This window comes from Xanthomonas sp. SHU 166 (assembly GCF_000364685.1).
Lineage (GTDB): Bacteria > Pseudomonadota > Gammaproteobacteria > Xanthomonadales > Xanthomonadaceae > Xanthomonas_A > Xanthomonas_A sontii.
The window spans coordinates 1-13,071 of the sequence record NZ_AQOJ01000984.1; the positions used below are offsets into that span (position 1 = coordinate 1).

Sequence of the window (13,071 nt, forward strand, 5' to 3'; positions counted from 1 at the left end):
CGAACTGGACACCAGCCAGCACACCCAGGCGTTCTATGCGCGCTTCGGCTTCACGGTCGAGCGCGTGGTCGCGAACGGCTACGGCGCGGGGCTGGACCGTTGGGACATGGCGCTGGAGCTGGACCACACGCGCGGCTGAAACGGATCGCGCACCAAGGAGTCGCCGTCAGGCGGCCAACGCATAGCGGCGGCAGTGCTCCAGATAACCGGCTTCGTGATGGCCGGCGAGCGCGACCACGCTCTCCCACAACCACGACGGCGTGTCGATGGCCTTGCGCCGGTCGGCGTCCAACTGTTGCAGCCACGCGGCCCGCGTCCTGGGCTTCATCTGCCGCGCATGCGCCTTGCCGACGACAAAGGCGAGGTAGCGCGCCGAGCGCACCGCCTCGACGTGATTGAATTGGTCGACTTCCAGTTTCAGGTCGCGCGGCGAGAGTTCGCGAATGAACAGCGAGCGGCCCAGCATGTGCACCGGCATCATCCTGCTGCCCAGGTAGGGCGACAGCGCCCGCGCGGCGGCGGTCACGCGTTCGGCGTTGTCCGCCGGCATCCGCGCATCGGGCGCTGCCGGCGCGATCGGGGCGATCGCCTCCTTCAGATCGACCAGCGCATAGGACCAGTGGCCCTTGCCGGTCTTCAGGCCGACGATCGCCGCGTAGCGCAGCAGGCCGAGCGAACTGCAGCCCTTCATCCAGTACGCCGCATCGACCAGGCGCACTTCGCGATCCTTGGGCTTTCCCTTCAGCGACAGCACCATCTGCGCCACCTTCGGATCGGCGAACAGCCGTTCCAGCGCCTCGCGTTCTTCCGGCGCCAACGCCCAGAACTTCTCGCCCAGCGGGATACGCGGCTCCACCGCCTGCAGGCGTTCCTTGGCCAGATGCCGCCAGCGCCGGCCGAAGGCCTCGCGGCGGATGCTGCGCACGGTCTCGGGTTCGGCACCGGGGTGATCGCGGGTCGGATCCTCGATGGCGGCGCCATAGCCGTCGATCATCGCCTCCATCATCCGTGCCGTGGTGACGCCGGGCAGGTCCGAGCCGCGTGCCGCGGTGGCCAGCGACAGGCCCAGGCGGATCAGATCGTGCGCAGGATTGCCGATCACGCCCTGGTCGAGGTCGCGGATCTGGATCTCGACGCGCCCCTCGCCGTCGGCGACCGGGCCCAGGTTGCCGAGATGGCAGTCGCCGCAGATCCAGATCGCCGGTCCCATCGGCACGCGCCGCGCCGCCGGCGACGCTGCCAGCCATTCGTAGAACTTGAGCGTGTTGCCGCGGACATAGGCGTGGGCGGAGCGGGCCATCTTCAACGTGCGTTTGCGTTCGAGGATGACGGGACGTTCGGCGAGGCTGGGCATCGAAGGTCGGACCTGGAGCGGATGGCGTGGGGGTCACGCGCGGCGGCGCAGACGCTAGCAGAGCCGAACGGAATGGTCCGTGCACGGCAGGCACCTGGGCAACATACGCAGTGATCGCGGGGATCGCGCGGCCACGCACCGCATGCAGGCGCGGCGGCGGCGTGCGATTGCGCAGGGTTTGCTGCTTCTTCTGCCGCCGACGCGCGTGCCTGCGGCGGTCGGATCCAGCCTCTCCGCCGCCTCCTGCGCGACCAGGCACGCGCCAACGGCAGCGCCCGGCGTCGACGTCATCTTAATTATGCCCCCGGCTATGCTCCGCGCACCTCACATAACTTAGGGAGAAGTTCATGCGTCTGACCATGCCGGCAACGGTTGCTGTATGTGTGCTGCTCGCTGCCTGCGGCAAGGGTGGCGACAAGAACGGCGACAACGTCGCGATGTCCAACGCCTCGGTCGCCGACGTGGCCAAGGTCCAGGCCGCGAAGCTGCAGCCCGGCCAATGGGAGATGCGGGTCGAGCAAGTGAGCAGCGAGACCAGCGGCGGCTCCGGCAACATGCCGCAGATGCCGAAGGTGCCGCCGAGCACCGCCAAGATCTGCCTCACCGCCGAGCAGATCAACGATCCCACCAGCCTCTTCGGCAGCGCCTCGCCGATGCAGAAGAACTGCGTGTACGACTCCTTCAGCATGAAGGACGGAAAGATCGACGCGAAGATGCATTGCACGATGGGCGACATCAAGGTTACCGGCACCAGCACCGGCACCTTCAGCGCCACCGAGATGGCCTCCGAATCGCATTCCGAGATCACCGGCCTGCCGGGCGGCATGTCGATGAAGACGCACATGAAGATGGACGGCAAGCGCCTGGGCGAGTGCCAGCCGGGCGATATCAAGGCCGGCGATACCAAGGCGCCGGCTGCCGGCTGAGCGCGCCTGTCCTGATGCCGACGCCCAGCGTCGCTTTTGGAAGCATCCCAGTCCTGTTCCAAGCGCCGCGACGGTGACCCGTCGCGGCGTTTTTCATGCGCGGGCGTCCGCGCTTGCCGCGGCGCGATCCACCCTCCGAGCAGTTGCCTGCGCAGCGAGGCACTGGCCTGTTCATGCCTGATTGCAGGCCGATCGGCTGAATGTACGCCTCCAGCGACAGCGCGTCGCTCCTTGCGTCCTTGCCGTGCCGACCCACAACGAACAGGAGACACCCATGCGCAACACCCTTCTGGCCACGATCATCGCGCTGGCCGCAGTACCCGCCCTGGCGAGCGCACGTACGCCGGCGCCGGACTGTCACGCGATGATGCTCGCCACGGTGAAGGACGACATGCACAACACCTGGAACAAGGGCCAGACCTTGCCGGTGGACATCGCGCGCGACACGCCGTCGGGCGGCGCATTCTGCACGCATGGCGGCAGTTGCCTGCCGCGCAAGGTGGCCGGCAAGGAGGCGGTTCGCCTCACCGATTGCAAGATCGGGCCGTCGATCGGCGACGGCGACTACCGACTGGTCGCATTGCCGTATTCGCACAAACACTGAATCTTCGACTTGCGCCACGAGCGCCGGCCATGAAACTTCCATTGCGACTGGCGGCGCTGTGCTGCCTTGCGTCCGCCTGCGTGTCCGCGGCGAACGCGCAACCCACGATCCGTGTCGCGGTCTATCGCGGCGCAGCCGGCTGCGACGATTGCTCAGAAACCGCCAAGGAAGCGATCGAGGCACTGAGTCCGCAGTACAAGGTCGACATCATCGGCCCGAAGGAGGCGCAAGACGTCACGCCCGCCACCCTGCGCGGCTATGCGATCTATGTGCAACCGGGCGGCGGGCAGGACATTCCTGCCGCGCTGCAGGCGATGGGCGAGCGCCGGATCGCCGCCATCCGCGACTTCGTCGCGCAGGGCGGCGGCTATCTGGGCCTGTGCATGGGCGCCTATCTTGCCGATGACAGCAACATGGGCCTGATCGGCGACGATCTCGATGGCGAGGTCGGCCGACCCGGCTTCACCGTCACCACCATCGATGAGGAGGCCGTCGCGGTTCGCTGGAAGGGCCGCCCCGACAGCGTGTTCTTCCAGGACGGCCCCTACTTCCCGAAGAGCACCCAGGGTGGCTTCCGCGCGCTCGCCACCTACGCCAATGGCGATGTGGCCGCGGCGCGCTACGGCTTCGGCCGCGGCACCGTCGTGCTCAGCGGTCCGCATCCCGAGGCGGACCGGAGCTGGTTCGAACAGGCCGAGATCCCGCTGGACAGGATGCCCAGGACGCCGGTCCTGCAGGCGCTGTTCGACGAGTTCGCCCTGCCGGCGTCGCAGCCCTGAGTCCATCGGTGCCGACCGCCGCCGGCTGACGCGTCACCGCCCGATGCGGACGGCTCGGGCGGCGCGGACTACTTCAACGCCCTCCAGCTCCGCCCCGCACGGAAGGCGCGCTCGAGGGTCGCCGCGAGCAGGCAGATCTTCAGCGTCTGCGGCAGGATACCGTCGCCCGGGTCGCTAGGCGTGCCCAGCACCACCGACAGCTGATTGGCGATCGTCTGCCACACCACCTGCGGGTGCGGGCCGATCAACCGGGTCAGTCCCATCCAGGCCCAGGCCGAGGCCCAGTCCAGGGCGCGATACAGCACGATCAAGGTGACCAGGGCCGCCAGCCCGGTGGCGCCGGCCAACTGCACGCTGTTGGCCGCAGCGCGATAGCGCGAAACGGTCCCCGCCCAGAAATGGCCGATGAAGTCGCGCAACCACGTCGGCAGTTTCCGCCACAGCCCCAGCGTGCCGTCGACCTTGCTCGACCACTTGCCGGGGGCATTCCATTCGGCGTTGTGCACGTCGTAGCGGTAGATCAGCGCAGCCAATGCCAGCCAGACCACCGGCAACAAGGCCGAGAAGAAGATCACCACCAGCGTGTCCGCCACGCCCGGCGGCGCCTGCTCCACCGCGCCCGGCAACGCGGCATGCGCGACACCGATGGGATGGGTGATGCCCTGCCACAGTTGCTGGCCGAGATCGGCGATGCGCAGATGCGCCAGCCAGCGGAACACGCCGCCCTTCCATTCGGTGAGCACGTACATGCCGACGAAGGTCCAGCCGGCCTCGCACAGCACGATCAGCACGTTCCACGCCGGATGCGCGCTGCGCTGCTTCTGTTTTTTCGCGCCGCGCCGGATCAGCCACAGCAGCGCCACCGACGCCGCCAGCCACCAGCCGCCCGACACCTCGAACAGCGATCCCCGGTAGGTCGGATCGAACGGATTGAACTGTCCCAAGCCCTCGCGTCCGTAGGCGCGGATGGTCTCGCCGAGAAACCCCCAGGCGGCGTAGTAGGCGAAGAACGGCACCAGCGCCTGCGACACGATCGCCGACAGGCGACGCCAGCGCGCCCTGCCCTCGTCCTGTACTGTCGTCGCGTCGGCCTGGTCGGCCAGCGCCGCGCTGGCGATTCCCGGCAAGGCCGGGCGCAGCGTCTCGAACAGCAGCACGAAGATCACCAGCTTGACCAGCACCACCAGCGTCAGCGACAGCAAGCCGGCGAGCCGGTTCTGGTAGCCGATCCACACCGCAGCCTGCAGCAGCAGTTCGTTGAGCAACACGCCGGCCAGCGCCACGGCCAGCAGTTGCGGCAGGTAGCGGCACCACAGCCGCAGCGTGTCGCCGATCAACCCCAGCGGCCCGCCGCGCAGCGCCAACTCAGTCATGGCCTTGCCCCCGCGCGAAACGGAGGTAATGCGGGCGACCGCCGCGCGTGCTCACGGTGAGTTGCAGCTGCGCAGCCGCCGCACGCGGCACCAGGTAATAGCCGTCGATCGCCAACGGCACGCCCGGCTTGGCCGCGGACACGGCCAGTCCATCGCAGGCCACGCCGGGCGACTCGCCAGGCTTGGCCAGGGCACGCTGCAACAGGTCCGGCACGGTGTCGATCGCGGACCAGGATCGGCCAGTGCTGTCGATCAGTTTGAGCGTGCAATCGCTCCACTGCGCGCCGGCGGCGCCCGGCACGAGCGACAGGCGTGTGCGCACAAACGTACGATCGGCGGGCAGCCCCGCCTCGAACGGCAGCACGTCGACCGACGCGAGGCGAACGGCGGCGCCGTCGTAGTCCACGGTCTGCGCCATCGCCACATCCACCGGCCGCCATTCGCGCGCATGCAGCAGTTCCCGCACATCGCGCCAGCCGGTCGCGGCCATCGTGCACGGCACCAGCACCACCAATGCCGCCAGTGCGAGCCAGCGCATGCGCCGCTCGGAAACGGCCGGGGCCACGTCGCGGTCAGAGGCGTGCATGCAGCGCATCCAGATCGAGCACATCAGTGACCGCCGCTGCGGGCGGGAGCGGCGGATAGCGCACCTGCGCCTCGGCCGTCAGCTGCGGGTCGCGGTCCTCCGACAGCAGCAGCGTGCCGCCGGCCCTGGCGAGCGCGGACGGTAGTTCGAACACCAGCACGTCCTTGCGCTCCAACCCGGGCTGCAGCGTCTTGATCGACGACAGCACCGCATCGCCCATCTCGGCGCGGCCGCTGGCGCGGTAGCGGCGGCCGTCGGGCGTCGCCCAGACCCGGCCATACACGCGTGCGGTCGCGCGCGCGACCTTCGACCGCACCGGCACCACCAGCCACACGCCGCCACTGTCGCGCTGCTGCACCGCGCCCGCTGCCTTGAAGCGGATGGTGCGTGCGAGCTGCGGGGTGCCGGCGTCGACGGCCAGATTGTCGGTCTGCACCCAAGCGTCCGGCGCTCCGGAGACCGCGATCGGGCCAGTAATGCGCTCGTAGCGCGGCATCGTCCAGCGCATCCCGGCAAGCAGCACGAAGCCGAGCAGCAGGATCGCGATGGCGGCCAGCCGCTTCACGGTTCACCCGCCTGTGCGCCGGCTCGCGCTGCGCCAAGCGGCAACTCCACGACGCCGACCGGATGCGGATCGGTCCATATCGGCTGCGCGTAGAGATTGTCGAAGGCCTTGAAGGTCCTGGCGGTGATGTCGAAGCGCACGCGCCCAGCCACCTGTTCCGTCGCCGGATAGGTCCAGACCAGGGCAATCTGTTCCGGCAGGCCCGGTTGCAATTCGGTAGTCGCCGCGCGATCGCGCAAGAGATAAGCAGTCGGCCGCGCATCGGCCCCGCGCGGCGGCGCCTTCAACGCAACCGCCTGCACCAGCGAGCCACTGGTCTGCGCGGTGCGATTGGTGACCTGCAGATACAGCACGATCGCCTTGCGACCGTCGCGCGACACCACCTCGCCATCCGGTAACCGATCGCTGCTCTCTACGTGATCGAAGCGCAGCGACCATTCGCCTGCGGCAACGTCCTTCCCAGCCTGCAGCGCGGGCGGCACCGGCACCTCCTTGGCCTCGAACAACCCGATGCCCCACCCCACCACGATCGCGGCGATGCCACCGATCCCGGCCAGCATCCGTGTCCGCCACTGTCCTAGAGACGCTTTGCTCGCCAAACCGGGTGACCCTTTTGGAAGCTCGGGCGGAACGTAGCACTGGCCTACGAAAAGATGCAACCAAACCCCATCGTGGACTCATCCACGAATTTACCAAGCCGAAGACTGTGCGGCGGCAGCTTTCCGGTGCATTGAATCAGACGACCCCAACTGGGCTTCTGTATGCCCCACCTGGACAGTCTTCATTTGCGCAATTTCGCCCGGGCGATCCACGGCAAATCCGCCCGGGCGACTCCAGACTAAATGACGAACGCAAAGAAACGCTTCAAAAAATAACTTTATGCATCAAATGTTTGCAATGATTTTCAGGAATTTCTCGAAAGTGAATTTTTGTCTATAGCGCCCGGACAACTGGATCTAGTTGCACAGAGTCCTGAAGCGTGCTGGAATCTATTCGTCCGCCCGCCTCGGACGAAAAGGGCTTCCAAATGAACGACAAGATTATCAAACCACCGTACACCTCATATAGGAGCTTCTTGTCCCTTATGAGTGATTTGCGGGATCACGACATGCTGCCCGCAGCAATCGACCGCAGCTTCCTGAGCAAACGTTCTGGCTCTGAACAGTCGGCGCTCATAGCAACGCTGAAGTGGTTCAAGTTGGTTGATGAGGTCGGCATCCCCACAACACTTCTTGATAAGTACATCGCGGCGGACGCGGAGACAGCCAAGTCCATGTTCAAGAACATGGTGGTTGAATCCTACGGCGCCATAACCGATGGCACTTTCAATCTGCGTAGCGCAACAACTTCGCAGCTTGCAGAACAGTTCAGGCAATATGAGATTAGTGGCTCGACGTTGGCGAAGTCCGTAACTTTCTTCTTGGCAGCAGCAAAGGACGCAGGCGTAGTGGTCAGCCCTTTCGCAAAGGCGCCACCAATCACCGGAAACGCAGCAAGTAAGCGTAAGGCAAAGCCGACGGCGGAAGCGCAAGTCCCTCCGACGCTGCCGCCCCATTCAACGCATAAGGCAGCTCCGCCCGCTGGCGAGGGGATGATCTCTATCCCGATCCCGATCTTCGGCGGAAAGAATGGGCAGATCGTTTTGCCAGACAAAATGACCGAAAAGCAATGGAATTCGGTCGTAAAGATGACGCAGTACATCCTCGAGAACTATCGCGAGACGATGGGAGAGGAAGAGACCGAGGACGAAGAGGATAACGACCTATGAGAAGAAGAGAAGGCCGCCCGTTGAAGCCCGCTACCGCGGGCGGCAAAAAAAAGCCCCAACCCAAGTCCCCGTCGCAAAACAGGCTTGAGTTGAGGCGCTAGGCAGGCAAAACGCCGGTGTGGATGGTCCGGTGTTGAGATCGCCTTTGGCGAGGCAGTCTCAACAATCCTCCGGACCTCCGCACTGGCATCACGGCATGGCAGTCGGGGGCGTCCCTCTGCTGGTTCCGAGGCCCTTACAGCGAGGGGAGTATAGCCCCTAGGACTTGGAATTCCGATATCGCCCTCACAAACCGGCTTTGCAGGAAGACTTATGTCCCACGCCAAGACGGTGCATGTGTGTGCGTATACGCGGTTCCGGAAGGGCCGCCTGGAGTACGTCACTTCACATTGGCGCAGCCCTCCGGGCTAGGCGCAACACCCGGGAGCGCCCTTCGGGGCGCCTCCCGTCCTTGCAAGAACACCCTTCGTAAGAGCATTGCGCAAGACGCACTCGGCTGGCGAGAGCCATGCCTACCTATATCCCTTCGCCACTTGCTGAGCCGTGTCGCAGTGCTGATGGATCAGGCGCGTGTTTTCTGCCGTATAGCCATAGATGGCATGGATGCGGTCGAGAACAGCCCCCTTCTCGGGCAGCACTTCATCGCAAAGCGGACACATGCCGCTTTGCTCCTTGATCTTGAACCGCTTCAGCCGACGCCGCTCCGTCGGCTTGCTCCGCTCGTCATATACCAACTCCTTGGCGATCTTGCGGCGATAAGCGAAAAGCAACTCGGGATCGCCGCCACTCAGATCGCGGAGTCGATCGCGAATCTCAATCAAGAGCACGCGGGCTAGTTTGAGCTGTTCGGGTGTTAGGCGCGGGTTGGACATACGCGACGACAGCTCCTGGAGCCAGCAGGCATACTTTCCAGCCGCCTAACAGACAACCTCTGACTCGGACAATGGCAAGAGAATTTCTGGATCCGTACTAGTTCGCACGGAAAAGCACTATCTGGCGGAGAGAGTGGGATTCGAACCCACGGAAGGTTTGACCCTTCGCCGGTTTTCAAGACCGGTGCCTTAAACCGCTCGGCCATCTCTCCGTTTGCGAACGCGGCGGGACTGCGGAAGAGCGTCGCAGCCGCTTGAAGCACAACGCCGCGGAAGCGCGACGCTGCAGTGCCTGTCCCGCTCGACGCGGCCGGTGCCGCCGATGGCACCACATGCACCCCGAACCCAGGACCACCGGCACGGGCGGGCATTTTCGCACGCCCGCGGCGGTTTTGCTCGGCCGACGTGCGCGGCCGGCGTCTGGATCAACCCGCCTCGACCGCCATCGCACCCAGAGTGGAGTGCCGCGCCTTGGTGCGTTCGGGGCAGTTGCCGCCGCAGTCCAGGCGCGAGGCTTCGATCTGGCGCGGCAGGTGTTCGGCGAGGAAGTCGATGAACACGCGCACCGCCGGCAGCAGGCCGCGGCGCGAGGCGAACACGGCATGGCAGATGCCCTGCGGCAGCGACCATTCCGGCAGCACCACTTCCAGTTCGCCGTTGCGCACGGCTTCGGCGCAGACGGTCTCGGGCAGCAGGGTGATGCCGAAGCCGTCCTTGACCATGGACTGCAGCAGCGGGAAGTCGAAGCCGGCCACGCGCGGTTGCAGGTCGACGCGGCGCACTTCGCCGGCCGGGCCGTGCAGTTCCCAGCGCTGCCGGGCTTCGTCCTCGCTGATGCTGAGGGTGACGTGCGAGGCCAGTTCCTCGGGATCCTTGGGACGGCCGGCGCGGTCCAGGTACTTGGGGCTGGCGACCAGCAGTTCCTGCACCTGGCCGAAGCTGCGCATCACCAGGCTGCCGTCGTCGTCCAGGCGCGAACGCACGCGAAGGGCGACGTCGTAGCCTTCGTTGATGATGTCGACGCGGCGGTTGCTGATGTTCAGTTGCAGCCGCACCTTGGGGTACTGGTCCAGGAACATCGGCAGCAGCTTGGGCAGCTGCATCTGCGCCAGCGACACCGGCACGCTGACCCGCACCAGCCCGCGCGGCTCGGCGCTGAGCCGGTCGACCACTTCGCGCGCGGCCTGCGCCTCGGCCAGCATGGTCTGGGCGTGGCGGTGCACGCTCATGCCCAGGTCGGTGACGGCGAAGCGGCGCGTGGAGCGCTGCAGCAGGCGCACGCCCAGGTCGCTCTCCAGCTGGCTGATGCGGCGGCTCAGGCGCGACTTGGGGATGCCCAGGGCGCGCTCGGCGGCGGCGAACCCGCCGTGGTCGACCACCATGGCGAAGTAGTACAGATCGTTGAGGTCGTGCATGTTCTTTCGATATTTAGAACGATGGGGACAATCGGATCCGCTTCATTCTACTCCTACAACGATTTGCGCTGCAGGGACGCCGGTCGCGCTCGCGCGGTGGCTCAGGCACGGATGGAGACGGTCGCAGGGTAACCCCGGCCGGGCTAGGGGTTGTCATCAATTGGGTTGGCAGCAATTCTATTGAGAGTCAAAGCAAGTCAGCTCTGCCATGAAGCGTCGCTATGCCTTACGAGACGATCAATGGGAACGCATCCGCGATCTGTTACCAGGTCGAGCGGGCCATGTTGGTGTGACGGCGAAGGACAATCGGCTGTTTGTGGAAGCGGTGCTTTATCGCTACCGTGCTGGCATTCCTTGGCGTGACCTGCCAGAACGGTTTGGGGATTTCCGGGTGATCCATCTACGGCATCTGCGCTGGAGCCGTTCGGGTGTCTGGCAACGGGTGTTCGAAGCGTTGGCTCAGGAAAGAGACAACGAATACGCCATGATCGACTCCACCATCGTCCGGGCACATCAGCACAGTGCCGGGGCAAAAGGGGGGAAGCGCAGGCGATCGGACGCAGCCGCGGAGGGCTGAGCACGAAGATTCACGCGGTGGTCGATGCCCTGGGCAATCCTGTCGCCTTGCACCTGACAGCCGGCCAGGCATCGGATCTGGAGGGAGCCGATGCACTGCTGCCGAGCCTGTCGGCAAAGGCGCTGATCGCCGATCGTGCCTACGATGCCGGTAAACGGGTGATTGAGCCCCTGGAGCAGGCAGGGGTGCACATTGTCATCCCATCCAATCCTACGCGTAAGGTACTGCGTACATATGATCGCGACCTTTATAAGGCCCGCCATCTGATTGAGCACTTTTTCGCCAAACTCAAGCAATACCGCGCTATCGCAACCCGCTACGACAAAACCGCATTCGCCTTCCTTGGCGCGATCCACTGGATCGCTTCGGTCATCCTGCTTAATTGATGACACGCCCTAGCGCGAAGTGACGGGATGGGAGTTCCGCGCACGCGGAACGCCGATGCGGCGCGTGCTGCAGCGGGCATTGGATGCGAACGCCCTGCCCCGTCCGGGTCGACGCCCCACCGTGGCGCGAGGCGGGGCACTGCCGGCATCAGGACACGCTGCCTGAGCGCAGTGACGGACAGGAGAGCGGCGCCGCAGCAACGGCGACGCGAGGCGCGCCCGGGGCCGACGCCCCGGGCCCGAGCGATCAGCCGATCCGCTCGGCCCCGCCCATGTACGGGCGCAGCGCGTCGGGCACGGTGATCGAGCCGTCGGCGTTCTGGTAGTTCTCCATCACCGCGATCATGGCGCGGCCGACCGCGGTGCCGGAGCCGTTGAGCGTGTGCAGCAGCTCGGGCTTGCCGGTGGCCGGGTTGCGCCAGCGCGCCTGCATGCGCCGCGCCTGGAAGTCGCCGCAGTTGGAGCAGGAGGAGATCTCGCGATAGGTCTGCTGCGACGGCAGCCAGACTTCCAGATCGTAGGTCTTGCTCGCGGAGAAGCCCATGTCGCCGGTGCACAGCAGCATCTTGCGGTACGGTAGGCCCAACGTCTCCAGCACCACTTCGGCGCAACGGGTCATGCGCTCGTGTTCGGCGGCGCTGTCTTCCGGGCGGCACACGCTGACCAGTTCCACTTTCTCGAACTGGTGCTGGCGGATCATGCCACGGGTGTCGCGGCCGCCGCTGCCGGCCTCGGAGCGGAAGCACAGCGAGTGCGCGGTCATGCGCAACGGCAGGCGCTCGGCCTCGACGATCTCGTCGCGCACCAGGTTGGTCAGCGAGATTTCCGAGGTGGAGATCAGGTAGCGCTTCTGTTCGCCCAGCGCGGTGGCGAACATGTCTTCCTCGAACTTCGGCAACTGGCCGGTGCCGTACAGGCTGTCGGCGTTGACGATCACCGGCACGTTGGTTTCCTGGTAGGCATGTGGGCCGGTGTGCAGGTCCAGCATGAACTGCGCCAGGGCGCGGTGCAGACGCGCGATCGGCCCGCGCAGCACGGTGAAGCGCGCGCCCGACAGCTTGGCCGCCGCCTCGCCGTCCAGCCAGCCGTGGCGCGCGCCGAGTTCGACGTGGTCCTTGACCTCGAAATCGAAGCTGCGCGGGCTGCCCCAGCGCTGCAGTTCGACGTTGTCGGCTTCGTCCTTGCCCACCGGCACGTCGGCCTGCGGCAGGTTGGGAATCTCCAGCGCCAGCGTCTCCAGCTGCGCGCGGATCTCGTCCAGGCGCTGCTCGGAGGCCTTCAGTTCGTCGCCGAAGCCGGCCACTTCAGCCATCAGCGCACTCGCATCCTCGCCCTTGGCCTTGGCCTGGCCGATCGCCTTGGAACGGCTGTTGCGCAGGCTCTGCAGTTCCTGGGTCCGCACCTGGATGCGCTTGCGGTCGGCCTCCAGGGCCTCCAGGGCGGCCACGTCCAGCGCGTAGCCGCGACTGGTGCGCAGGCGCTCGGCGAGGTCGGCGGGCTGTTGGCGAAGCAGAGCGGGATCGAGCATGGGCGCGGGGTGCCAGGGGAACGAACCCGGGATTATCGCCTGTCCGTCGCGGTTTTGCCGACTCGCGCCCGCCGCGGCACGCGATTCACTGCGGCTATGCCAGAATCGAACGGTTCCCTACGGTGAGTCCCATGTCCACGTCGCCCTCGTCCTCCAAGTCCGGCATCGTGCTGCATCTGCCGCGGCGCCTGCTCGCGATCGTCGGCATCGCCTTCGCCGCCGGCCTGCTGCTGTTCCTGGTGGTGTGGCTGGTCGGACGCAAGGACAACGATTTCTACAAGCCACAGCCGGCGCAGCAGGTGCAGCAGGACACCGAACAGGTGAAGCCGCTGCCCGAG

Annotated in this window: 12 protein-coding genes, 1 tRNA gene and 2 pseudogenes; 6 read left to right on the forward strand and 9 right to left on the reverse strand. The window is 66.0% G+C overall.

Translation table 11 applies throughout. The annotated features are described in order from the left end of the window. Positions 1–166: 166 nt before the first annotated feature. On the reverse strand, positions 167–1,354 hold the full coding sequence (locus tag D180_RS21880) for a DUF2252 family protein (RefSeq protein WP_017914456.1): 1,188 nt from the start codon (positions 1,352–1,354) through the stop codon (positions 167–169). Positions 1,355–1,701: 347 nt separating this feature from the next. Here D180_RS21880 and D180_RS21885 point away from each other — a divergent pair, with 347 nt between their 5' ends. The 3 genes from D180_RS21885 to D180_RS21895 all read left to right on the forward strand — a co-directional run bounded on the left by D180_RS21885 (position 1,702) and on the right by D180_RS21895 (position 3,663). Beyond that, positions 1,702–2,280 carry a DUF3617 domain-containing protein gene (locus tag D180_RS21885; RefSeq protein WP_232760627.1) on the forward strand — a complete coding sequence of 193 codons (579 nt, stop codon included), beginning with the start codon at positions 1,702–1,704 and terminating at the stop codon, positions 2,278–2,280. Positions 2,281–2,524: 244 nt separating this feature from the next. Beyond that, complete coding sequence (locus D180_RS21890) at positions 2,525–2,884, forward strand: hypothetical protein (protein WP_232760630.1); 360 nt, start codon at positions 2,525–2,527, stop codon at positions 2,882–2,884. 41 nt (positions 2,885–2,925) lie between these two features. After that, positions 2,926–3,663: a BPL-N domain-containing protein gene (locus tag D180_RS21895; protein ID WP_017914459.1), complete on the forward strand. Its 738-nt coding sequence runs from the start codon at positions 2,926–2,928 to the stop codon at positions 3,661–3,663. 68 nt (positions 3,664–3,731) lie between these two features. Here the strand turns inward: D180_RS21895 and D180_RS21900 are convergent, their stop codons facing one another. The 4 genes from D180_RS21900 to D180_RS21915 are packed head-to-tail and all read right to left on the reverse strand — an operon-like array spanning position 3,732 to position 6,747. Beyond that, a complete protein-coding gene (locus D180_RS21900; RefSeq protein WP_043091539.1) occupies positions 3,732–5,036 on the reverse strand; it encodes a hypothetical protein in 1,305 nt (434 codons plus the stop codon). Beyond that, positions 5,029–5,601, reverse strand: a complete 573-nt coding sequence (locus tag D180_RS21905) for a hypothetical protein (protein WP_232760631.1) — start codon at positions 5,599–5,601, stop codon at positions 5,029–5,031. The genes D180_RS21900 and D180_RS21905 overlap by 8 nt, the downstream gene beginning before the upstream one ends. 7 nt (positions 5,602–5,608) lie before the next feature. Further along, complete coding sequence (locus D180_RS21910; protein WP_017914462.1) at positions 5,609–6,187, reverse strand: hypothetical protein; 579 nt, start codon at positions 6,185–6,187, stop codon at positions 5,609–5,611. Beyond that, positions 6,184–6,747, reverse strand: coding sequence for a hypothetical protein (locus tag D180_RS21915; RefSeq protein ID WP_017914463.1), 564 nt, complete (start codon positions 6,745–6,747; stop codon positions 6,184–6,186). Before D180_RS21915 ends, D180_RS21910 begins: the two co-directional genes overlap by 4 nt. Positions 6,748–7,214: 467 nt before the next feature. Between D180_RS21915 and D180_RS24100 the strand changes: the two genes are divergently transcribed. Then, the gene (locus D180_RS24100) at positions 7,215–7,955 is read left to right on the forward strand and encodes a DUF5343 domain-containing protein (protein WP_157835501.1); all 741 of its coding nucleotides are present in this window, start codon (positions 7,215–7,217) and stop codon (positions 7,953–7,955) included. Positions 7,956–8,467: 512 nt separating this feature from the next. On the opposite strand, the gene D180_RS24105 is transcribed toward D180_RS24100, so the two are convergent. The 3 genes from D180_RS24105 to D180_RS21930 all read right to left on the reverse strand — a co-directional run bounded on the left by D180_RS24105 (position 8,468) and on the right by D180_RS21930 (position 10,242). Further along, on the reverse strand, positions 8,468–8,827 hold the full coding sequence (locus D180_RS24105) for a hypothetical protein (protein ID WP_157835502.1): 360 nt from the start codon (positions 8,825–8,827) through the stop codon (positions 8,468–8,470). 122 nt (positions 8,828–8,949) lie between these two features. Continuing rightward, a tRNA-Ser gene (locus tag D180_RS21925) sits at positions 8,950–9,039 on the reverse strand. 213 nt (positions 9,040–9,252) lie between these two features. After that, the gene (locus D180_RS21930) at positions 9,253–10,242 is read right to left on the reverse strand and encodes a LysR family transcriptional regulator (RefSeq protein WP_017914466.1); all 990 of its coding nucleotides are present in this window, start codon (positions 10,240–10,242) and stop codon (positions 9,253–9,255) included. Positions 10,243–10,450: 208 nt separating this feature from the next. Here D180_RS21930 and D180_RS23200 point away from each other — a divergent pair. Next, positions 10,451–11,205, forward strand: a pseudogene (locus D180_RS23200) (IS5 family transposase). 247 nt (positions 11,206–11,452) lie between these two features. On the opposite strand, the gene serS reads toward D180_RS23200, so the two are convergent. Next, the gene (gene serS, locus D180_RS21940; RefSeq protein WP_017914468.1) at positions 11,453–12,733 is read right to left on the reverse strand and encodes a serine--tRNA ligase; all 1,281 of its coding nucleotides are present in this window, start codon (positions 12,731–12,733) and stop codon (positions 11,453–11,455) included. A gap of 131 nt (positions 12,734–12,864) precedes the next feature. On the opposite strand from serS, the pseudogene D180_RS21945 reads away from it, so the two are divergent. After that, positions 12,865–13,071, forward strand: a pseudogene (locus tag D180_RS21945) (energy transducer TonB); the annotation flags it as partial.